Origin of the sequence: Nocardia huaxiensis (assembly GCF_013744875.1) — a bacterium.
GTDB classification, from domain to species: Bacteria; Actinomycetota; Actinomycetes; order Mycobacteriales; family Mycobacteriaceae; genus Nocardia; species Nocardia huaxiensis.
Genome location: NZ_CP059399.1, coordinates 4555638 through 4577324, shown reverse-complemented (window position 1 = coordinate 4577324; position 21687 = coordinate 4555638). Strand labels below are relative to the sequence as shown.

Genomic DNA, 21687 nt, shown 5'->3' with positions numbered 1-21687 from the left:
ACGCTTTTACACCGCACACAGCCTACGACACCCGACTGGTTTGTATCGCAACAGCAGGGAACCGCGCCCCGGAGAGGCGCGGTTCCAGCGGTATTCGGTTGTTGTTCGGTTGTCTGTTACAGGTACTGGCCCGTGTTCGATTCGGTGTCGATCGCCCGGCTGGCCGAGGCGTTCTTGCCGGTGACCAGGGTGCGGATGTAGACGATCCGCTCGCCCTTCTTGCCGGAGATGCGGGCCCAGTCATCGGGATTCGTGGTGTTGGGCAGGTCCTCGTTCTCGGAGAACTCGTCCACGATGGAATCGAACAGATGCTGGATGCGCAGGCCGGGGTTACCGGTTTCGAGCACCGACTTGATGGCGTACTTCTTGGCCCGGTCCACGATGTTCTGGATCATGGCGCCGGAGTTGAAGTCCTTGAAGTACAGGACTTCCTTGTCACCGTTGGCGTAGGTGACCTCCAGGAAGCGGTTGTCCTCGCTTTCGGCGTACATGCGCTCCACGACCTTCTCGATCATGGCCTGCACGCACTTGGCGTGGTCGCCGTCGAACTCGCCGAGATCCTCCGAGTGCAGGGGCAGCGTCTCGATCAGGTACTTCGAGAAGATGTCCTGTGCGGCTTCGGCATCCGGGCGCTCGATCTTGATCTTCACGTCCAAGCGGCCGGGCCGCAGGATGGCCGGGTCGATCATGTCCTCGCGGTTGGAGGCGCCGATGACGATGACGTTCTCCAGGCCCTCGACGCCGTCGATCTCCGAAAGCAGCTGCGGAACAACGGTGGTCTCCACATCGGAGGAGACGCCGGAACCACGGGTGCGGAAGATCGAGTCCATCTCGTCGAAGAACACGATCACGGGGGTGCCCTCGGACGCCTTCTCGCGAGCCCGCTGGAAGATGATCCGGATGTGGCGCTCGGTCTCACCCACGAACTTGTTCAGCAGCTCGGGGCCCTTGATGTTCAGGAAGAACGATTTGGCTTCCTTGGCATCCTCACCGCGCGCCTCGGCGATCTTCTTGGCGAGGGAGTTGGCAACGGCCTTGGCGATCAACGTCTTACCGCAACCGGGAGGACCGTAGAGCAGCACACCCTTGGGCGGGCGCAGCGCGTACTCGCGGAACAGATCCTTGTGCAGGAACGGCAGTTCCACCGCGTCGCGGATCTGCTCGATCTGGCGCGAGAGGCCACCGATGTCGTGGTAGTCGACATCCGGCACCTCTTCGAGCACGAGATCCTCGACCTCGGCCTTGGGGATGCGCTCGAACGCGAAACCGGCCTTGGTGTCGACGAGCAGCGAATCACCCGGGCGCAGTTTGCGAATCGGCTGATCGGGATCGTCCATGATGTCGGCGTCGACGAGCTCGGCCAGCGGGCCGGCCAGCCAGACCACGCGCTCCTCGTCGGCGTGGCCGACCACCAGGGCGCGGCGTCCGTCGTCGAGAATCTCACGCAGCGTGCCGATTTCGCCGATCGACTCGAACAGCCCGGCCTCCACGACGGTCAGCGCCTCGTTGAGTCGCACGGTCTGACCGTAGGTGAGTGTGCTGGTGTCGATATTCGGCGAACACGTCAGCCGCATTTTGCGCCCGGAAGTGAACACATCGACCGTCTGATCGTCGTACACCCCGATCAGCACACCGTAGCCGGAAGGTGGCTGGCCGAGGCGATCCACTTCCTCACGAAGCGCCACCAGTTGCTGGCGGGCTTCCTTCAAGGTGTCCATCAGTTTGGTGTTGCGAATTGTCAGCGAATCGATGCGCGCTTCCAATTCCCTTGACCGATCCGGCGAGTCGGCGAGTTGCCTCCGGAGTGCAGCCGCCTCGGCACGTACCGCCTCGAGTTCCCTCCAGGCTGCCGAATCCGAATGTTCGATGGGGCTCATGATGCTGCTCCTCCCAGTCCCGGTCTATCAACGCTACCGGGCTCCAACCGTTCCCGCTTTCCGACATGGTTTCGTCGTGATCACATCTAGGCTGCGGCAGGCAGGCCACGCGGGCATGTTAGCCTGCCCTAACCTGTTTCCGGCGAGTTAATCGCCGGCCGAGCCGAAAGGGTGCCGCTGTGCTCCTTCCCGAAGGTCGTACCCGTCTATCGGGCAACGTCACGCGGACGCTTCGTGTTTCCGTGGCTACCGTCGCCGCCGCGCTCGCCGTTACCGCCACCCTCGCGGGCTGCGGTTCCGACGACAAGAACAGCTCTACCACCACGTCGGCCGCCGCGACCACCACTTCACAAGATCATTCCGCCGCGCCGGCGCCGACCAAGGATCAGCTGCAGGCTCTGCTGACCAAGTTCGCCGACCCCACCCTGTCCGCCGACGACAAGGCGAAACTCGTGGTCGACGGGGATAAGCGCAAGGCGCTCATCGAGACCATGAACAAGGGCCTGGCCAATTACACGGTCACGTTCGCCGTCGGCGATATCACCGCCGACGGGCACGACAAGGCCACCGCCAAGGTCGCCGTCACCTCCCCGCACGGCACCATGCCCGACGTGCCCATGTCCTTCCAGTACGCCGGCGGCGAGTGGAAGCTCTCCGACGCCGGGGCGTGCAGCATCCTCGGCATGGCCCGCGCCGCCTGCCAGCCGTAATCCCGCCGCGGGGCCGGGTCCTCGCTGAGGCTGGACGGATAGGCACGAACCCCCTCCGGATTCCGGAGGGGGTTCGCTCGTTCAGAGGACCCCTTGCGGGGACCTGTCCGCTTGTGTGACAAGCCTTTCCGCAGGCTCAGCCCTTGGAGGGGCGGCGCTGCGGCTTGGGGGCGGTGACACCGTCGGCCAGGCGGCGGGCGCTCACCAGGAACGCCGTGTGGCCCTGCATGCGATGTTCGGGACGCACGGCCAGGCCGACGACGTGCCAGCCGCGGACCATGGATTCCCAGGCGCGGGGTTCGGTCCAGCAGCCCTGGCGGCGCAGATGCTCGGTGACCTCGGACATCTGGGTGGTGGTGGCCACGTAGACCATGAGGACGCCGCCGGGGATCAGGGCCTTGGAGACGGCGTCGAGGGTGTCCCACGGCTTGAGCATGTCGAGAATGACGCGGTCGACCTGCTCGCCGGAGTATTCGGCGACATCGCCGAGGGTGAGTTCCCAGTTGTCGGGGCGTTCGCCGAAGAATCGCTCGACATTCTTGACCGCGTGTTCGGCGTGGTCCTCGCGGATCTCCCAGGAGATGACCTTGCCCTCGGGGCCGACCGCGCGCAGCAGCGAGCAGGTGAGCGCGCCCGAGCCCGCGCCGGCCTCGAGGACCTTCGCGCCGGGGAAGATATCGCCCTCGTGCACGATCTGGGCGGCGTCCTTGGGGTAGATGACCGCCGCACCGCGCGGCATGGACAGCACGTAGTCGGTGAGCAGCGGGCGCAGTGCCAGGTAGGGAGTGCCCTTGGCGGAGGTCACGACACAGCCCTCGTCCGCGCCGATCAGATCGTCGTGCGCGATGTGCCCGGCGTGGGTGTGGAACTCCTTGCCCGCCTCCAGGATCACCGTGAACTTGCGCGCCTTGGCGTCGGTCAGCTGTACCCGGTCACCGATCTGGAAAGGGCCGGTCCGTCTGGCCGTCATGGAACTCCGTCCTGTGTTGTCTGCTTCGCCGCATGATTGCCGCTGAATCGTGGGCGCACCTTGTCGGTGCCACCGTTTAGCTTGTCAGGTATGTCGGTACCCGCGTTCACTGCCCCAGAGTCTGCGGGCACCGCTCCGCGCAAACTCGCGTTGTCTCCTTCCAGGGCAATCGATTTCAAGCAGTGCCCGTTGAAGTACCGGTTGCGCGCCATCGATCGGATTCCGGAGCCGCCCTCGCGCATGGCGGTGCGCGGCACGCTCGTGCACGCGGTGCTCGAGGATCTGTTCGGTCTGCCCGCCAGTGAGCGAGATCTCGACCGCGCCGCCACGCTGATCGCCCCCGCGTGGGTGCGGCTCAGCGCCGCCCGCCCGGAATTGGCCGACCTGATAGCCGTCGATGAGCTGGAAGCCTTCTTCGCCGAGGCGCGCGGCCTGGTGCAGGTGTACTTCGGGCTCGAGGACCCGTCCGCCTTCGACCCGCAGTCCTGCGAGGAATTCATCGAGGCCGAGCTGCCCGACGGCGTCCCGCTGCGCGGCTTCGTCGACCGCATAGACCGCTCCCCCGCCGGAGATCTGCACGTCATCGACTACAAAACCGGCCGCGCCCCCGGCCCGGACTACGAAACCCGAGCCCTCTTCCAGCTCAAGTTCTATGCCCTGGTCCTCATGTACAAGCTCGGCGCACCGCCCGCGCAACTACGCCTGCTCTACCTCACCGGCGGCGAAACTCTCACCTACGAACCGGATGCCGAAGAGTTGCGCCGCTTCGAGCGCATAGTCTCCGCCCTCTGGGAGGCCATCAGCACCGCCGCCGTCACCGGCGACTTCCCACCCAGCCGCTCCTGGATGTGCCAGTTCTGCGATTTCAAAGCCCTCTGCCCCGAATTCGGCGGCACCCCACCGCCTTACCCGTCCGACGGCGCCGACCGCGCGGTCCAGCTCTCCCTCGTCACCGAACACCCCTGAGCCTCGGGGACGGTCGCAGGCTGCTGGTCCGACCGATGAGTCTCGTCGCCGGGTGCCGTCTACCCGGTGAGTAGACCTTCGGAGGATGCCATGAACCTGGACCACCTGTTCCGCGCTATCGACCAGATCGGCACGCTCGTCGCGAGAGTGCGACCCGAGCAGGCCGCGGATCCGACGCCCTGCGCCTCGTGGAATGTGCACGATCTGGTCAACCACGTCGTCGACGAGACGTATCGGTTCGCCGAGTCGACGGCCACCGGAAGCCGCGGCCCGAGCGACGGGGATCATCTGACCGGAGACTGGGTTTCGGCCTTCGACCAGGCCGCCGAGTCGCTGCGCGCGGCGTGGCAGAGCCCCGGCGCGGTGGACCGCGTGCACCGGTTCCCCGGTGGCGAGGTGCCCGCGGCCTGGGCGATCGGGCAGCAGGCCACGGAGTTCGCGATCCATGCCTGGGATATCGCGAAGGCCACCGGTCAGTCCACCGATCTGGATCCGGAACTCGGCGAGCTCGCGATGGACTGGGCGCGGCAGAATATGGTCCCGCAGATCCGGGGCGACGAATCCGGCGGATTCCACATCGCACAGGCGGTCACCGTGAGCGAGGACGCGTCACTGTACGACCGCCTGGCCGCATTCGGCGGCAGGCAGCCCTGAGCTCAGCTCAGCCGCGGCCAGGCTCGCGCCGCCAAGGCGCGGACAGCATTGCAGGTGTCGTCCGTGCTGCCGTCGGGCAGGATCACCGCCAGCGTCACCGATTCGACGAGGCTGTCCGGCTGCGGGTATCGCGCCTGGTACACCTGTTTGCCGGGCCAGGGCTGCCAGGTCTTTCCGGCGACGGTGGCCGTGCACGCACCCCCTTCGAGTCGGAGGATGGTGGGCCGTCCGTTGATATCCACCGTCACGTCGTTCGTGGTGGCGGTCGGTGGCGTCTTACCCAGGCGTGGGATCACCGACACCATGGCGTAGTCGTAGGAGAACATCTGCAAGGCCGCGGGCCGATCGGCGGGCGCGGTCGACACGGTCGCCTTCCAGAAACAGGAATGCCCGCGATACCGGTTGGCCGGTGGGGTCCAGCCCGGTAATGCGACCGTATTGGTCACCTCGGCATCAGTCAGGACCGAGCACATGTCCACCCGTCCGAGCGACCCGGACGGCAGCGCCAGTTGCGGCACCGTCGCCGTGCGCAGCGCGGACCGCAGCGTATTCGAGGCACGCTCGACCAGCTCGCAGACATCGATGTCGAGCCCTTGCTGATCCCGCGACAACGAGGTCTGGATCCAGATCAAACTGCGTGCCGAGTACACCGCGCGCAGACAACTGCCCTGCAACGGCTCGCGTTGCGTGACCACCGACCAATCACCTTCGGCGACAATGGAAAACCGTTCGGCGTTCGCGTAAGTGTCCGACGGCGGCGGGGTCTGGTTGTTGTGCGAGGAGACGAGCAGTTCGCTGTAGCGCTCGCCTGGCAGAGCGATGTGGACTTCGCAGTCGTCGAATCCATTCGGGTTGATCTGCACGCGCGGCTTGCCGGTGGCCGGATCCGTATCGGCCACATCGGAATACATCTCCGGGCTGAAATACCCGCACGGATCCCAGGCGAAGGAGTCCAGCGGCGAGATCACCGGGGCAGCGGAAGTGGTGCTGACGGCCGTCTGCGGCGCGGTCTCGGCCGCCTCGTCCTTGCCCACCGACACCGCGACCACGACGCCTGCCACGACGGCCACCATCGCAACAGCCAAACCGATACGCCGCCACAGCTTTACACCTCGAGGCGTCCCCGGCCGGTGCTGCACGTCGGATGCCGCGGGCATGACCCCGCGCTCCCCCCGCAATTCACTCATATCGAACTTTCTTCTCGAAACCAGCCGGAAGCGTATCCGAACACCACCACCGCTCCCCACCAGCCCGCCCGCCGCAGCGCGGTCGCCGGACCGCACAACGCAATTCGCCGCCACACGGCCGGGAATTCAGGCTGTGCGGCGGCGAGTCGAGGTTATGCAGTGCGCCTGGGTCAGAACGCGCGGCAGGACCGGATGTCGGTGGCCAGGATGGCTTTCGCGCCGAGGTCGGCGAGCTGGTCCATGAGCTCGTTGCCGTTCTTGCGCGGCACCAGGGCGCGGATGGCCACCCACTCGGGATCGGTGAGCGGGGAGACGGTCGGCGACTCCAGACCGGGCGTGATCTTGATCGCCTCTTCGAGCAGCGACTTGGGGCAGTCGTAGTCCAGCATGAGGTACTGCTGGGCGAAGACCACGCCCTGGACGCGGGCGACCAGCTGATTGCGGGCCTTGTCCTTCTGGTCGGCGCCCTTGGCCTCGATGAGGACTCCCTCGCTGTCGCACAGGGATTCGCCGAAGGGGACCAGGTTGTGCTGGCGCAGGGTGCGGCCGGAGCCGACCACGTCGGCGATGGCATCGGCCACGCCGAGCTGAATGGAGATCTCGACCGCGCCGTCGAGGCGGATCACCTCGGCCTGGATGCCGCGGCGCTGCAGATCCGAGAGCACCAGGTTCGGGTAGGAGGTCGCGATGCGCTTGTCGTAGAGGTCCTCGACCTTCCAGTCCGGCCCGGCGGGGGCGGCGTAGCGGAAGGTGGAGCGGCCGAAGCCCAGCGACAGGCGTTCCTGCACGGGCGCACCGGAATCCAGCGCGAGGTCGCGGCCGGTGATGCCGAGATCCAGCTCACCGGAGCCGACGTAGATGGCAATGTCCTTGGGCCGCAGGAAGAAGAACTCCACCTGGTTGGCCGGGTCGAGGACGCTCAGATCGCGGGCGTCCTTGCGGCCGCGGTAACCGGCCTCGGCGAGGATGTTGACGGCCGCTTCGGACAGCGAGCCCTTATTGGGTACGGCGACGCGGAGCATAGGGTGTCCTTTCGGGACGGGATGGGGGACGCGAGGAAGACATCGGTGGACGGGACGGGGCGGGCCGCACGGGTTGTGCGGTACAGCGTCGTTTCGTCACAGATGTCGGTACACGTCCTCGAGCCGCAGTCCGCGGCCCACCATCAGCACCTGCACCCAATACAGCAGCTGGGAGATTTCCTCGGCGAGGGATTCGTCGCTCTCGTGTTCGGCGGCCAGCCACACTTCACCGGCCTCTTCGAGCACCTTCTTGCCCTGCGCATGCACACCGGCCTCCAGGGCGGCGACGGTACCGGACCCCTCGGGTCGGTTGACGGCACGATCCTGCAGCTCGGCGAACAGGGCCTCGAAAGATTTCACGGTGACTGATTCTCGCAGACCCGCGCACACTACCCGCAATTGCCTGGTATATCGGGTTCGCGTGCGCGGATTCCTACGCTTCGAACCGTGCGCTACGCCATGGCGAAGCGCAGCAGGGCCTGCATATCGCCCTGCTTGATCTTGCCCTTGCGATCGAGCACCTCGAGCTGCCAGTTCGGGCCGTTGCGGAAGGCGCGCGCGATGGCGTTGGCATTGTCGGCGCCCAGCAGCGACGGCCAGATGTCGGCGACCTGCTGGGTATTGCCGCCGCTGGCGTCGTAGATCTTGAACGAGATGTTGTTGGCCTTCTCGAAGGACGTGCCCTTCTTGAACGCGGCCGCCACGAAGATGATCGAGTCGATGGCGGTGGGTACGTTGCCGAATGTCACATGCACGGTCTCGTCGTCGCCGGAGGCCGCGCCGGTCTGCTCGTCGCCGGTGTGCACGATCGAGCCGTTGCCCAGCGGGTCGAGCGAGTCCAGCCCCGCGAACCGCACCGGCTCCGCACCCTGCATGAGGATGGCGACCAGATCCAGGTCCACACCCTTCTTGCGCCGCGCGATACCGAGCAGTCCGCCACTGGTGCCGGCGGAGGGATCCCAGGAGACGCCGACGCTCATTTTGGTGATGCCGGCGAGATCGGCTGCGCCGTCTTCCTTTCGAAGCGTAATCACGCGATTCACACTACCGACGATTCCGGATCCCGGTGGGCCGCGCGGAAATCCGTTCACCCGCACGGTGCTGGAACTTCCCGCGAGGATGTCGCATCCGGGCCGCCGACCGAACTGTGCCACCGGCGATCGCCCGGCCGTGGACTCCGGGGATATGCCTGACGACCGCTGCCCGGCGCGCCGGCCGGGCAGCGGATCGCGGTCAGGCGGACCCGAGCAGTCCCGCCAGTTCCTCCACCGCGCCGCGCAGGTTGTCGGCGAAGGTGTGCATCTGGGCCGCAACCGATTTGGGGGTGGCCAGATACAGGTTCCAGCGGTCGGGCAGCAGGACGTAGGCGATGCCGATGCACTTGGGGCTGGTGGAGCCGAAGCCGAAGAACTGGATGTTCACCGACGGGGCGGAGCTGGTGCTGAGGTAGTCGTCACGGGCGATGATCCAGCCGGGACTGTCGAAGAACGGCATGGGCTCGGTGGCGCCGAGTTGTTCACCTCGGCGGCGCTGAATCCATTGCAGTTCCCAGAGATGCTGTTCGGGGGCTTCGCCGCGCTGGCATTCCTGGGCCCGTCGCACGTGGGCGTCGGCGGCGGCGCGGACCGCGGCCAGCTTGGCCTCGGTCGTGGACGCCGGATCCTCCATGACCGCAACGAATTCGAGGATCTCGGGCGTGACCACGCGCATGGCCTCGGTGCGGCCGTTGCGGTACTGGCGGGTGGCGATGGACTCGTAGGTCGCGCCCGTGATGCCCTTCGAACGCTTGTGCGCCAGTTGGTAACTCAGCTGAGCGAAGGCGTCCGGTGAGATCTTCAACTGCTTGGCGCGGTTGGTGCCGAAGTCGAACGACACCGTGCTGGTGGCATTGTCGGCCGCGTACTGCGCGAATGATGCTGCCGCACCGGCGATCACAGACTTCTGCGCGGCGTCGAGCACGAATTCCACGGGCTCGGTGGCGGGCAGGCCCTGCGGTTGCGCCCCGGCCTGCGCGGCGTGCGCGTCGACCGGTGCTTCCAGCAGGGCGTCCACGAAGGACAGGATGGTGGTGCCGTCGAGCCCGCAGTGCTCGACATTGATGCCCGCCGTGCCGTCGGCGAAGACGATGAACGACACCGCCTTGTCGAACCAGCGGTTGCCGCTGTCGCCGTGCAGCAGTTGATCGCACGCGTGCAGGACGTCGCGGGGTGCGAAGTCCTCCAGGCAGATGCAGAACAGCGCCGTCTCGATGGTCTCGAACGCGGCGGAGTTCGCCGCGTGCAGTTGCTCGTACACCGGCGCCCAGTCCACGCGGGCGAGCGTGGTGAGATGCCCGACCGCCGAGTTGGTGGCCGCGCGCCGCGCGCCCGCCTTCATGACCGAGCGCAGCCCGGCGGCCAGATCCTCCGGTGCGTAGGGCGCACCCTCCGGCCCGAGCACATCCATGCGGAACATATTGCCGCGGAAGAACACCAGGATGTGCCGCGCCTGCGACGGCCCCGGCCAGTCCTCGCTGTAGGGCACCCGCACGCTGTCCTGCGGCACGCCCGGAATCCGGGTCTCGGAGAACAGGAATTTGTTCTGCGCCATGTTCAGCCGCTGCCCGCGCTGGGTGACCGGCGGGATCTCCTCGGCATCCAGACGCAGCTTGTAGTTCACCGAGGCGGCGATGAGCGCGGCGGCCCGCTCCGCCTGGTCCGCGGTGGTCGACGTGGCCAGGGCCGTGTCGTCGCGGAACAGGAAGAAGAAGTTGGCATTCAAGGCAATTCGGTCACGCCGGCCGAGGTAGCGGGATGGCCAGAATTCGTCCAGCCAGCTCCCCACGCCCGGTTCGGCGTCGAAGCGTTGCAGGTCCGCGTGCAGGGTGCGGGCCGGGCCGTCGGGGCGCAGCAGATCTTCGACGGCCGCGGCGGTGGCGGCGTATTCGTCGTCGGTCAGCAGCGGGGCGCACCAGTGCAGGAAGCGGGTTCCGCTCTCCTCCAGGGTGGGCAGGGGGACGCGAGGGAGCTGATCGTCGTAGGCGAAGGTCCGTTCGCTCAAGGGATGTCCTCGTGATCGGTGGGTAGATGCTGGGCAGGGCGGGACAGGTAGAGCTGTGCGTACAGCCAGCCGTCGGATTCGCAGCCGGCCGGGTCGATGCCGTTGGCCTCCAGAGTATTCAGCACCTGTGTCTGTTCCGCAGGGGATGCGAAACGGCGCTGCCGGAAGGCTCCCGGAAGCCGCTGGGTGCGGTAGCCGAGCGCGCGTAGTTCGGCCGCGATGGGTTCGAAGGCGAACATGCGCAAGACGAAATGTGCCATCCAGGGCGGGTTTTCGCTACACCGGGCCACTCGCAGCAGGGTCTTCTCGGTGACGTAGCCGACGCATCCGGTGGAGATGACCAGGTCGGCGTCGCCGAGCACGCGGCGCTGGGCTTCGGTGGGTTCGGTCGCCTCCAGATCGGCGTGCACGGTGTCGTGCAGCAGGCCGGTGGCGCGGGCGTAGTCGAGCGCCGGGCGCGAGGCGTCCATGCCGACGAAGCGCACCCCCGGCTGCTGGTCGCCAGCGGCCAGCCGGGCGCGGTCGCGGGAGATGAGATCGCCTGTGCGGGAACGATAATGCTCGGCCAGGTCGGCAATGCCGGTGTCCCAGCGCAGCAGTGCCGCGTTCACCCCGTACGAGCAGCCGATATCGAGCACCGTGAGCCCGCTGCCGCCGCGCGCGGCCCGGGCTTCGCGAATGAACCGCTGGAAGTACGGTTTCGCCAATTCCGGTATGCGGTAGTCCAATTCGCTCATGCGCGCGTAGTACTCGCGCGGGTCGGGCCGTTCGTATATCTCGTCGAACGAGGCTTTTCCGGTGCTGTGCAACGAAACCGGCAAGGTACGTCCCCTCTCAATCCAGCGGTCGAGCGCCGCGCACCGTGGGGTCCGCGCCGCCGGCCACCGAGGCGCACGCGTGTACCCAGCCCCCGGTCGCAGTACAGCGACCATTCTGACCAGGACGCGGCGGGATTGCTCGGTTTCGTGGAGATTCACAATGGGTCAGCGCAGGACTGTTTTACTGCGCTACAACAGAATTCATGCGAGTCCGGGATCGTTGACCAGCGACTTGGCGACCTCGTCGGCGGTCAGATAGTCCGAGGTGCGCTCGAAACCGCCGATGGTCTCGGTCAGGAAGTCGGAGTAACCGATGCGCATGAAGTCGTCGCCGGTCACGCCGTGCATGCTCCAGTCGAAGACGGTGCGGGCGCGCGCCGCGAAGGTGCGCAAGGCCATCAGGTGGTAGCCGCGCGTCACCAATTGCGCTGGGGCGCCGCTCAATCCGAGACCCAGCGGGCGCGCGAGGGCATCCCAGCGCCCGAGGTCCACGACCATGCCCAGATCGCGATGCTTGTACTGTTTGCACGTTTTACCGCGCAGGGTGGCGACCAGATTCGCCCCGAGATGCTTGCCCTGGCGCATGGCGTGCTGCGCGGTGGGCGCGCACTTCACATCGCCGCCCTTGGTCAGATCCGGTACGGCCGCGGCATCGCCGCACGCCCACACACCGGGCAGTCCGGGCACGGTGAGATCGGCGGCGGCGACTATGCGCCCCTTGACGGTGTCCGCGCCGAGATGCCCCGCCAGCGGGCTCGGCGCCACCCCCGCGGTCCACACCACGGTGCGCGTGGGGATCACTTCGCCATTGGTGAGGGTCACGCTGCGCGCGGTGACTTCGGCCGCCGACAGCCCGGGCACGAATTCGACGCCGCGTTTGGCGAGAATCTCCTTGGCGTCCGCCCCCAGGCGCTCACCGAGTTCGGGCATGAGCCGATCGCCGTGGGTGACCAGCCGCCAGCGCACCATGCTCGGATCCAGGCGCGGGAAATAGCGTTTGGCCGCGGCCCGGGTGAGCCGGTTCAGCACCGCCGCGGTCTCGGTGCCCGCGTATCCCGCGCCGATGGTGACGAAGTTGAGCCGTTCCCGATCCTCTTCCTCGTCCCCGCGCACGGCCGCCACATCGAGCTGCCGCAGCACGTGGTCGCGCAGATACAGCGCCTCGGCGAGGGTCTTCATCCCGAATCCGTGCTCCCGCAGGCCCGGAACGTCCATGATGCGGGTGATGCTGCCGGGGGTGAGCACCAGATGGTCGTAGTCCAGCCCGAGTTCGACGCCCGAGGCGCGGCGCACCACGCACTGCCGCGCCTTGGGATCCACCCCGACCACCATGCCGGGCACGTATTCGGTGCGGCGCAGAACGCGGCGCATGGATACCGCGACCGCGCGCGGGCTCAGCACCCCGGAGGCCACCTGTGGCAGCAGCGGCAGATAGAGCAGGCTGGCGCTGGGCGCGACCAGCTGCACGAAGGCTTCCTCCGGCCGCAGATGCCGCTCGAGATACCGCGCACATTCCACGCCGGCGAAACCGCCACCGACGATCACTATCTTCGCTGGCCCCATCAGCCCACCGTAGCAATCGAATCGGCGTGCGCGGGGCAAGGCGAGCGCACTCGCCCCGGTGGATTCGGGCGGCTGCGGCGGGGTGTCCGGGCCTGCGATCGGCCTCCCGGGCGCGGCTCAGTCCAGGAGTTGATCGCCGCGCTGGTTGTCGGTCGCGTGGTGGGCGGGGAGGGTGCGGCCGAACAGCTGGCGGGTGCGTTCGGGGGTGCCGATCAGCCCGGGGGTGTCGGTGTAGGCGAAGATCGCGGAGTGGCGCTGGACGGTGCCGCCGACCGGGGCGACGCGGTGCAGCGAGAAGCGGCCCTGGAACAGTTGCAGGTCACCGGGTTTCAGGTCGAGGCGGCTGATGAGGTGGTCGCCGTGATCGGTGAGGACGGCGTTCACGTCGGCGAAATTCTCGGCGGTGCGGGTGCGGATATTGGGGCAGTATTCGAAGACGCCGCCACACTCCGGCTCCTGGGTGAGCATGCTGACGGTGAATTCATTGGTGTCGAAATGCCAGGGGTGCGACATGCCCGGGGCGACCACATTGAGGGTGAGACCGGCCAGCGGGTCGGGGTATTCGTGGAGTTCGGGGAGATCGAAGCAGTCGGCGATGAAACGCTGGAAGCGGAGGTCGGTGTAGAGGCGGTGGATCAGCGCGTCGCGGGGAATGAGATCCCTTGCGACGAAGGCGTTTCCGCGCCGCAGGACGTGGCGGCCGGGATGATCGGCGGGCAGGTCGGCGTCGAGGGGGATGTTGTAGGCGTTGACCCGTTCGACGGTGTAGTAGGCATGCGGAGCCAGGGCGATGCCCTCGGTGCGCAGGGTGTGCACCTGCTCGGGCCGGATGAAGCCGCGCAGCACGCAGCAGCCGTCCGCCGCGAGATCGGCGCGCGCGGCCCGCACCGCGGCTGCCCAGCGATCGCTGCCGGGGGCATCCAGGGGATACCGGGTGGTATCCACGCCGGGTAGGGGTTCCCCTTGTCCCCCATCGTCATTCGCCGCGTGCACATCCAACCGGACCCCTGTTTCAGCCATGCCGAACATTCTGGCTGCAGCAGAGTTCGACACGCCCGGGATGCGTTGTGAAATCGGTGTGCACGATTGCCGTTCACCGGAGGTTTCCTGGCGAGAGCTTCCGCACGCTGCCCGGCAGTCGCTGGTGAAGCGCCGGTTCCACGCTGCGCCGCAACCGCATTCACCCGGTTTGACAGCCCTGCGGAACCGGGTACACCGGAAGGGAGAGGATCGAACATGAGTACGAATCGTTCCTGGGACGCCATTACCGGTGCGCTCGCCCGCATTTCCGGTCCCGGCCGGCGCGGCGGCGACTGGACCACCTACCTCTGCCCCGTCCACGAGGCCGACGGCCGCCGGCATCATCCCTCGCTCGGTGTGGTCTACAACCATCAGAAGCAGCGGACCGTCATCAAGTGCTTCGCGGGCTGCCCCGACGAGGCCGTGCTGGACCGCCTGGGCCTGCAGGTCCGCGACCTGTTCGACCGCCCGCCCCCGGACCGTCGCTCCCCCGTCCGGCGCCACGGCCCGCCCAGCGAACTCGCGCTGGCCGACCGCGCGCTGCTGGCCGCCGGACTCCCCTTGGAAGTGCACAAGCAGGATCGCGGCCGCCCGGTGGCGCGCCCCCGTCAGGCTGCCGCCTACATCTACCGCTGGCCCGACGGCCGCCCGGCGGGCAAGGTGATCCGCTATCGCACGGCCTGCGAATACGGCTACGTCAAATCCTTCAGCCAGGCCCGGCCCACCGAATCCGGCTGGCAGCCGGGCGGTTTCCCGCGCCTGCCGTTCCGGCTGCCCGAGGTGCTGCTGGCCATCGAACTGTCCCGCGACATCGTCGTCTGCGAGGGCGAATCCGATGTTCTCACCGCCGCCCACGCCGGTCTCACCGCAACCTGCAATGCGGGCGGCGCCACCAACTGGCACTACGACCACGCCACCTGGCTGGCCGGCGCGCACCGGGTCTGGATCGTCGCCGATCGGGATGCCCCCGGCTACCGGCACGCCGCGAAAGTCGCCCACTCGCTGCGCAATACGGTCCCGCACCTGCGCGTGGTCCAGGCCCGCGACGGCAAGGACCTCACCGATCACTGCAATGCCGGCCACCACATCACCGAACTGGACCCGGTCCCCCTCCTCGACGCCTACTACAGCGGCCCCGAATCCAGCTCCGCCACAAGTCGTTTGGACGCCACCGAACGGTAGGCATCCTGCACGATCTCGCCGACCTCGCCCCAGTCCACCTCGACATCCAGGTACACCCCCAGCCATCCGCGATGCCCCACGTACGGCGGCCGGAAAAACCGCTCCGGTTCGGCCCCCACCAATTCCTCCTGCGCCCCCACCGGCGCCGCACACCAGAATCCCACGCGCCCGTCGTGATGGTGGTCGGCGAACATGACGAACATTCTCTGTCCCGCGAACCACGCGGGCTCGCCGTGACTGAGCTTCTCCGTCACCTTGGGCAATGCCATGCACAGGGCCCGCACCGTTTCCACCGCGTCCGCCATACCCGAACGCTAAGCGATCACGACCCCTGCCGCTTGGACGAATGAGAAGCGAGCCGGTGCAGATCGGTGATGGCGAGTCCGAGCAGGGATTCCCGGAAGGTGCGGCCTGGTCCGGCGGGCACGGGGATCTCGCAGGGGACGCACAGGACCAGGCAGCCGGCGGTTTCGGCGGCGAGGACGCCCGTGGGTGAATCCTCGATGGCGGCACAGCGGTCCGGGCTCACCTCGAGCAGTTCGGCGGCGCGCAGATAGATGTCGGGTGCTGGTTTGCCGTGCGACACCTCGTCGCCGCAGACGGTCGCACTGAAGTAGTCCCGGCTCAGGGTGTTCAGCGCGTATTCGGTCAACGAGCGCTTGGTATTGGTGACCAAGGCCATAGGGATACCCGCCGAGCGAACAATGTCGAGCGCGTCCTGCGCCCCCGGCCGCCACGGAATCGGGCCGTGGAACAGCTCGGTCACCCGGGCCTCGAGCCAGTGCCCGGCGTCCGCGATGGCCTCCGGCGTGGGATCCAGCGCCAGACCCTCGAACATGATGCGCAGGGCGTTGGGCCCGGACGCGCCGATGAGGGCGTGCCGGATCTCGTCGGTCATCTCGCGCCCCAGCTCACCGGCCAGTTCGCGGACCGCGATATCCCACAGCTTCTCGGAGTCGAGCAGCGTTCCGTCCATGTCCCACAGCACCGCATCCACGCGCGTCACCGGTTCGAAACTCCCTTCACGAGAAAACGACAACGGGTCCGCCCGCGAAGGCGAACCCGTGGTCGAGGATAGCGGGGCCGGTCAGCCGATCTGGGAGTCGACGATGACCAGGCGGCCATTGTCCGAGCCGACGCGGAACCAGCGACGTTCGGATTCGGAGCGGCCGTTCTTGTAGACGTAGGTGAGGGTGCCGACGACGGTGTCGCCGTTCTGGGTCAGCCCGGAGATGGTGACCGAGCTGAACTGTCCGAAGAAGCGGGAGTAGCTGTCGAATCCGCCCGCGGAAACCTGGTAGCTCGGCGAGAGCATGGACCAGGCGCCGTTCACATTGCCGGGCAGCATGCCGTAGTACCCCTGCACGAACGACGCCTGCGCGGCCGCGTTCGGCGGTCCGGCCGGGGTCGTGGTGGGCGGGGTCGTCGTGGTCGTGGTCGTGGTGGTGGTCGTGCTCGGCTTGCCCGAGGTGGTGCTGGGAGGGGCCGTGGTGGTGGTCGGCGGCGGGGTGACCTGGCCCGCGGCGGTGCGGGTCGGCTCGCTGCCGGCAGTGTTGCCGCCGCCGGAACTGTTGCCGCCGTTGCTGTTCGGGTCCTGGGCGTCGGCCGCGGACCCGCTGGGCGGATTCGCCGGCACGGTGATCGTGCTGGTTTCGATGGCGATCGGGCCCCTGCCGTCGTCATTGCGGCTGATCACCGTCGCCACCAGGGCGGCCAGCAGCAGCGCCCCGACGACGCCGACGGCGACCAGCGCCAGTTGACGCCGATTGCCATCTCCCCCAGCGGGTTTGGCGTTGAAGGGCACCATGGGCTGGAGTCCGGGCGGGATGGAGCTGTCCCGCGGCGGCCTGCGGCCGCCCATATCGATGTGCTCGGTCGGGTCGGCGGCATTGCCGGTGGACGCGCCCGCGCGGGAGGTGGACAGCACCGTGGTGGCATCCGAGGTGTCCACGGCCGCAGCGGCTTTCGGATTCGTCCCGGATTTCGCCGCCGCGTCGGCCCCGACCGCGGGCAGCACCTTGGTCGGCTGATGCGGTGCGGGCACGCGGCCGTCGGCCACGGCCTGCAACCGATCGGTGGCCTGCGCCATGGTGGGCCGGTCGCCCGCCTCGGCGGCCAGCAGATCCATGAGCACGGGCCCCAGCGCGGCCGCGTGCGTCGGCTCGGGCACCCGGGCCCGCGCCACCGAGTGCAGCACGGCCAGGGGGTTGTCGCCCTCACCGAACGGCGGCTGCCCTTCGACCGCCGCGTAAAGCGTTGAACCCAGCGCGAATACGTCCGAGGCGGGCTCCGGATTCTCGCCCCGCGCGACCTCCGGCGAGAGGTAGGCGGGGGTACCCGCGAGGAATCCGGTGGAGGTGACGGTCACGTCGCCGATGGCGCGCGAGATGCCGAAGTCGGTGATCTTCACGGTGCCGTCATCGGCGACGAGGATATTGGCGGGCTTCACATCGCGGTGCACGATGCCGGCCTTGTGCGCGGCGGTAAGGGCCGCAGCGACTTTCGCGCCGATGCGGGCCACTTCGGCCGGTGTCAGCTGGCCTTTCTCCCGCATGAGCGCCGCCAGCGAGACGGCGTCCACGTATTCCATGACCAGCCAGGGCTGGCCGTCCTCTTCGGCGACGTCGAACACCGTGACGGCGTTCGGATGATGCAGCCGTGCGGCGATGCGCCCCTCCCGCATCGCCCGCATCTTGGCTTCCAGCGCCTGGGACCGGGACAGGCCCGGCCCCAGCAGCAACTGCTTCACGGCCACGGTGCGCCGCAACCGAACATCGGTCGCGCGCCACACGACCCCCATCGCACCCGTGCCGATCGGATCCGTTAGTCGGTACCGCCCCGCAATCAGCCGGTCTGAAGTCATGTGGTTGTGCCCCTCCTGCTGCACTTTCGCCGAGCACCCTGCAACTCTGCGCGAAAGCCCGGAAAACTCTTGAAAATCCTAAGCGTTGAAGTACTTCGCTTCCGGGTGCAGCAGAACGAAGGCATCCGTCGACTGCTCCGGATGCAGTTGCAACTCCTCCGACAGCATCACTCCGATCCGGCCCGCGTCCAGCAGGTCAACGAGTTTCGCGCGATCCTCCAGATCGGGACAGGCCCCGTATCCGAACGAGTACCGTGCGCCACGGTAACCGAGTTTGAAGTAGTCCAGCACGTCGGCGGGGTCCTCCTCGGCGACGGCATGACCCTCCAACGTCAGTTCTTCCCGGATTCGCCGGTGCCAAAACTCCGCCAGTGCTTCGGTGAGCTGCACGCCGATGCCGTGCACCTCGAGGTAATCGCGGTAATTATCCTCCGCGAACAGCACATTGGCGAAGTCGGCAATCGGTTGACCCATGGTGACCAGCTGGAACGGCAGCACATCCACCTGACCGGTCTGCTGCGCCTGTTCCCGGGAGCGGATGAAGTCCGCGATGCAGAGGAACCGGTCGCGTTGCTGACGCGGGAAGGTGAACCGATAGCGTTCCGGCGCATCGGGTTTGGGCTCGGTGAGAACAATCACATCGTCGCCCTCGGAGACCGCCGGGAAGTAGCCGTAGACCACGGCGGCGTGCTGGAGCACGCCCTCGGCGGTGAGCCGGTCCAGCCAATACCGCAGGCGCGGACGGCCTTCGGTCTCCACCAGCTCCTCGTAGGAGGGCCCGTCGCCGCCGCGCTGACCGCGCAGACCCCACTGGCCGAGGAACAGTGCCCGCTCGTCCAGGGTGTGCGAGTACTCGCTGACCGACAGCCCCTTCACGATGCGGGTCCCCCAGAACGGCGGGACGGCGACCGGCAGGTCCGCGGCGACGTCGGAGCGCGCCGGCACCTCGACCGGCGTCTCGGCGGCCTTGCGCTGCGCGGCGATTCGCTTGGAGCGCTCACGCCTGGCCTTACGTTCGGCGGCCGCCTCGCGTTCGGCGATGGCCTCCGGAGAATCCGGATCCGCGCCGCCGCCGCGCTTGCGGGTCATGATCTCGTCCATGAGTCGCAGGCCCTCGAAAGCGTCGCGCGCGTAGTGCACATCGCCGTCGTAGACCGCGGTGAGATCGTCCTCCACGTACGCGCGAGTCAGCGCCGCACCACCGAGGAGCACCGGGAACTGTTCCGCGACACCGCGGGAGTTCATCTCCTCGAGGTTTTCCTTCATGATCACGGTGGACTTCACCAGCAGGCCGGACATGCCGACCACATCGGCCTTCTTGTCCACCGCGGCATCCAGGATGGCCGAAATCGGTTGCTTGATACCGATATTCACGACCTCGTAGCCATTGTTGGACAGGATGATGTCGACCAGGTTCTTGCCGATGTCGTGCACATCGCCCTTGACGGTGGCCAGCACGATGCGGCCCTTGCCCGAGTCGTCGGTGGCCTCCATATGCGGTTCCAGGTGCGCCACAGCGGTTTTCATCACCTCGGCCGATTGGAGCACGAACGGCAGCTGCATCTGGCCGGAGCCGAACAGCTCACCGACGGTCTTCATGCCCGACAGCAGCGTCTCATTGATGATCTGCAGCGGCGGAACCTCTTTCATGGCCTCGTCGAGGTCGGCCTCGAGACCGTTGCGGTCACCGTCGACAATGCGGCGCGCGAGGCGCTCGAACAGCGGCAGCGCCGCCAGCTCCTCGGCGCGCGAAGCCTTGGACGAGGCCGCGGACACGCCCTCGAACAACTCCATGAGCTTGCCCAGCGGGTCGTAGTCCTCGGTGCGGCGGTCGTAGACCAGATCGAGGGCGACCTGACGCTGTTCCTCGGGAATCCGCGACATGGGCAGGATCTTGGAGGCGTGCACGATCGCCGAATCCAGTCCGGCCTGCACGCATTCGTGCATGAACACCGAGTTCAGCACCTGCCGCGCGGCGGCGTTGAGACCGAAGGAGATGTTCGAAAGACCCAGGGTGGTCTGCACATCCGGATGCTTCTGCTTCAACAGCCGGATGGCCTCGATGGTTTCGATGCCGTCGCGGCGCGACTCCTCCTGACCGGTGCCCAGGGTGAAGGTCAGGGTGTCGATGATGATGTCGGACTCGGCCAGCCCCCAGTTGCCGGTGATGTCGGCGATGAGGCGTTCGGCGATCTCCACCTTCTTCTCGGCGGTGCGCGCCTGGCCCTCTTCGTCGATGGTCAGCGCCACCACGGCCGCACCGTGTTCGGCGACCAGGGCCATGGTCTGCTGGAAGCGCGAGTCCGGGCCGTCACCGTCCTCGTAGTTGACCGAGTTGATGGCGCAGCGGCCGCCCAGGTGCTCCAAACCGGCCTTCAGCACCGGGGTTTCGGTGGAGTCCAGCATGATCGGCAGGGTGGAGGCGGTGGCCAGGCGCGAGGCCAGCTCGGCCATATCGGCGGTGCCGTCGCGGCCCACGTAGTCCACGCACAGGTCCAGCATGTGCGCGCCGTCGCGGGTCTGGTCCTTGGCGATGTCGATGCACTTCTGCCAGTCGCCGGCCAGCATGGCCTCACGGAAAGCCTTGGAGCCGTTGGCATTGGTGCGCTCACCGATCATGAGGATCGAGGCGTCCTGCTCGAACGGGACCGAGGAGTAGATGGAGGACACACTCGGCTCGTGCTGGGGCGCGCGGGTGGCCGGAGTGACCTCGCGCACGGCCTCGGCCACCTGCCGGATGTGCTCGGGCGTGGTGCCACAGCAGCCGCCCACCAGCGAGAGCCCGAACTCGGACACGAACTGGGTCATGGCCACGGCCAATTCCTCTGGCGTGAGCGGGTATTCGGCCCCGTTCGCACCGAGAATCGGCAGACCGGCGTTCGGCATGACCGATACCGGCAGGTTCGCGTGCTTGGACAGGTGCCGTAGGTGCTCGCTCATCTCGTCCGGGCCGGTGGCGCAGTTGAGCCCGATCATGTCGATGCCGAGGTTCTCCAGCGCGGTGAGCGCCGCGCCGATCTCGGAGCCGACCAGCATGGTGCCGGTGGTCTCCATGGTCACGTGCGTGATGATCGGAATCCGGCGGCCGGCCCGCGCCATGGCATGGTGGCTGCCGATGACGGCGGCCTTCACCTGCAGCAGGTCCTGGCAGGTCTCCACGAGGATGGCGTCCGCGCCGCCGTCGAGCATGCCGAGCGCGGCCTCGGTGTAGGCGTCGCGCAGGGCGTCGAAGGGCGCGTGGCCCAGCGTCGGCAGCTTGGTGCCGGGGCCCATCGAGCCCAGCACATAGCGCGGGGTGCCGTCGGCCGACGGTCCCATCTCGTCGGCGACCTCACGGGCCAGGCGGGTGCCGCGTTCGGACAGATCGCGGATGCGGTCGGCGATGTCGTAGTCGGCGAGGTTGGGCAGATTGCAGCCGAAGGTATTGGTCTCGACGGCGTCCGCGCCCGCCTCGAAGTACGCGCGATGAATGTGTCGCAGCACGTCAGGGCGGGTTTCATTGAGAATCTCATTGCAGCCTTCGAGGCCGCGGAAATCATCGAGCGACAGATCCGCGGCCTGTAGCATCGTGCCCATCGCACCGTCCCCGATCACGACACGCCGTCTGAGCGTGTCCAAAAGGGTGGTGTCGAATTCGGCGCGGCTGCGTACAGACATGTACTCAAGAGTAAAGGGAACGCCGGACAATCCAGCCCTCGGACTACCTCCGGCACTCCAGCAACCACCAAGTTCGCGGCCCGTCTCGATTCTGGACTGACGGAGCGGGGGAGCGAAGCGGAGGAGCGGAGGAGGGAAGAATCGAGACTTCGGGGGCCG

Annotated in this window: 18 protein-coding genes; 4 read left to right on the top strand and 14 right to left on the bottom strand. The window is 67.4% G+C overall.

Annotated features, from left to right (window positions below; all coding sequences use genetic code 11):
* Positions 1-116: 116 nt before the first annotated feature.
* A complete protein-coding gene (gene arc, locus H0264_RS20610; protein WP_181579058.1) occupies positions 117-1877 on the bottom strand; it encodes a proteasome ATPase in 1761 nt (586 codons plus the stop codon).
* A 242-nt stretch (positions 1878-2119) separates the two neighbouring features.
* Between arc and H0264_RS20605 the strand changes: the two genes are divergently transcribed.
* Positions 2120-2587 carry a WKL family lipoprotein gene (locus tag H0264_RS20605; protein WP_231085949.1) on the top strand — a complete coding sequence of 156 codons (468 nt, stop codon included), beginning with the start codon at positions 2120-2122 and terminating at the stop codon, positions 2585-2587.
* A 136-nt stretch (positions 2588-2723) separates the two neighbouring features.
* On the opposite strand, the gene H0264_RS20600 is transcribed toward H0264_RS20605, so the two are convergent.
* A complete protein-coding gene (locus tag H0264_RS20600; protein WP_181579056.1) occupies positions 2724-3557 on the bottom strand; it encodes a tRNA (adenine-N1)-methyltransferase in 834 nt (277 codons plus the stop codon).
* 90 nt (positions 3558-3647) lie between these two features.
* Between H0264_RS20600 and H0264_RS20595 the strand changes: the two genes are divergently transcribed.
* Both H0264_RS20595 and H0264_RS20590 read left to right on the top strand, forming a co-directional pair.
* Complete coding sequence (locus tag H0264_RS20595) at positions 3648-4523, top strand: RecB family exonuclease (protein WP_181579055.1); 876 nt, start codon at positions 3648-3650, stop codon at positions 4521-4523.
* Positions 4524-4589: 66 nt separating this feature from the next.
* Positions 4590-5177, top strand: a complete 588-nt coding sequence (locus H0264_RS20590; RefSeq protein WP_181579054.1) for a TIGR03086 family metal-binding protein — start codon at positions 4590-4592, stop codon at positions 5175-5177.
* 2 nt (positions 5178-5179) lie between these two features.
* Here the strand turns inward: H0264_RS20590 and H0264_RS20585 are convergent, their stop codons facing one another.
* The 8 genes from H0264_RS20585 to H0264_RS20550 form a co-directional block, all read right to left on the bottom strand.
* A complete protein-coding gene (locus tag H0264_RS20585; RefSeq protein ID WP_181579053.1) occupies positions 5180-6364 on the bottom strand; it encodes a hypothetical protein in 1185 nt (394 codons plus the stop codon).
* Positions 6365-6534: 170 nt separating this feature from the next.
* Entirely contained in the window at positions 6535-7386 is an 852-nt protein-coding gene (gene hisG, locus H0264_RS20580) for an ATP phosphoribosyltransferase (protein ID WP_181579052.1), read from the bottom strand.
* A gap of 96 nt (positions 7387-7482) precedes the next feature.
* Positions 7483-7746 carry a phosphoribosyl-ATP diphosphatase gene (locus tag H0264_RS20575; protein ID WP_181579051.1) on the bottom strand — a complete coding sequence of 88 codons (264 nt, stop codon included), beginning with the start codon at positions 7744-7746 and terminating at the stop codon, positions 7483-7485.
* Between the two features lie 92 nt (positions 7747-7838).
* The gene (locus H0264_RS20570; RefSeq protein ID WP_181579050.1) at positions 7839-8420 is read right to left on the bottom strand and encodes a TerD family protein; all 582 of its coding nucleotides are present in this window, start codon (positions 8418-8420) and stop codon (positions 7839-7841) included.
* Between the two features lie 199 nt (positions 8421-8619).
* Positions 8620-10425, bottom strand: a complete 1806-nt coding sequence (locus H0264_RS20565) for a choline/carnitine O-acyltransferase (protein WP_181579049.1) — start codon at positions 10423-10425, stop codon at positions 8620-8622.
* Positions 10422-11246: a class I SAM-dependent methyltransferase gene (locus H0264_RS20560; RefSeq protein WP_181579048.1), complete on the bottom strand. Its 825-nt coding sequence runs from the start codon at positions 11244-11246 to the stop codon at positions 10422-10424. Before H0264_RS20560 ends, H0264_RS20565 begins: the two co-directional genes overlap by 4 nt.
* 198 nt (positions 11247-11444) lie before the next feature.
* Positions 11445-12806 (bottom strand): NAD(P)/FAD-dependent oxidoreductase, encoded by a 1362-nt coding sequence (locus H0264_RS20555; protein ID WP_181579047.1) that lies wholly within the window; start codon positions 12804-12806, stop codon positions 11445-11447.
* Positions 12807-12923: 117 nt separating this feature from the next.
* Positions 12924-13826, bottom strand: coding sequence for a HalD/BesD family halogenase (locus tag H0264_RS20550; RefSeq protein ID WP_231085966.1), 903 nt, complete (start codon positions 13824-13826; stop codon positions 12924-12926).
* Between the two features lie 216 nt (positions 13827-14042).
* Here H0264_RS20550 and H0264_RS20545 point away from each other — a divergent pair, with 216 nt between their 5' ends.
* Positions 14043-15008 carry a toprim domain-containing protein gene (locus tag H0264_RS20545; protein WP_181579046.1) on the top strand — a complete coding sequence of 322 codons (966 nt, stop codon included), beginning with the start codon at positions 14043-14045 and terminating at the stop codon, positions 15006-15008.
* Here the strand turns inward: H0264_RS20545 and H0264_RS20540 are convergent.
* The 4 genes from H0264_RS20540 to metH all read right to left on the bottom strand — a co-directional run bounded on the left by H0264_RS20540 (position 14951) and on the right by metH (position 21528).
* On the bottom strand, positions 14951-15313 hold the full coding sequence (locus tag H0264_RS20540) for an MmcQ/YjbR family DNA-binding protein (RefSeq protein WP_181579045.1): 363 nt from the start codon (positions 15311-15313) through the stop codon (positions 14951-14953). The two genes, H0264_RS20545 and H0264_RS20540, sit on opposite strands and share 58 nt — an antisense overlap.
* A gap of 17 nt (positions 15314-15330) precedes the next feature.
* Positions 15331-16014 (bottom strand): HAD family hydrolase, encoded by a 684-nt coding sequence (locus H0264_RS20535; RefSeq protein WP_276514502.1) that lies wholly within the window; start codon positions 16012-16014, stop codon positions 15331-15333.
* Between the two features lie 81 nt (positions 16015-16095).
* Positions 16096-17871, bottom strand: coding sequence for a serine/threonine-protein kinase (locus tag H0264_RS20530; RefSeq protein WP_181579044.1), 1776 nt, complete (start codon positions 17869-17871; stop codon positions 16096-16098).
* Between the two features lie 78 nt (positions 17872-17949).
* A complete protein-coding gene (metH, locus tag H0264_RS20525; protein ID WP_181579043.1) occupies positions 17950-21528 on the bottom strand; it encodes a methionine synthase in 3579 nt (1192 codons plus the stop codon).
* Between the last annotated feature and the right edge of the window lie 159 nt (positions 21529-21687).

Coding starts and splice junctions, on each gene's coding strand:
- arc (WP_181579058.1), bottom strand. CDS start 1,877: ATGAGCCCCATCGAACATTCGGATTCGGCAGCCTGGAGGGAACTCGAG.
- H0264_RS20600 (WP_181579056.1), bottom strand. CDS start 3,557: ATGACGGCCAGACGGACCGGCCCTTTCCAGATCGGTGACCGGGTACAG.
- H0264_RS20595 (WP_181579055.1), top strand. CDS start 3,648: ATGTCGGTACCCGCGTTCACTGCCCCAGAGTCTGCGGGCACCGCTCCG.
- H0264_RS20585 (WP_181579053.1), bottom strand. CDS start 6,364: ATGAGTGAATTGCGGGGGGAGCGCGGGGTCATGCCCGCGGCATCCGAC.
- hisG (WP_181579052.1), bottom strand. CDS start 7,386: ATGCTCCGCGTCGCCGTACCCAATAAGGGCTCGCTGTCCGAAGCGGCC.
- H0264_RS20555 (WP_181579047.1), bottom strand. CDS start 12,806: ATGGGGCCAGCGAAGATAGTGATCGTCGGTGGCGGTTTCGCCGGCGTG.
- H0264_RS20550 (WP_231085966.1), bottom strand. CDS start 13,826: ATGGCTGAAACAGGGGTCCGGTTGGATGTGCACGCGGCGAATGACGAT.
- H0264_RS20545 (WP_181579046.1), top strand. CDS start 14,043: ATGAGTACGAATCGTTCCTGGGACGCCATTACCGGTGCGCTCGCCCGC.
- H0264_RS20540 (WP_181579045.1), bottom strand. CDS start 15,313: ATGGCGGACGCGGTGGAAACGGTGCGGGCCCTGTGCATGGCATTGCCC.
- H0264_RS20530 (WP_181579044.1), bottom strand. CDS start 17,871: ATGACTTCAGACCGGCTGATTGCGGGGCGGTACCGACTAACGGATCCG.
- metH (WP_181579043.1), bottom strand. CDS start 21,528: ATGTCTGTACGCAGCCGCGCCGAATTCGACACCACCCTTTTGGACACG.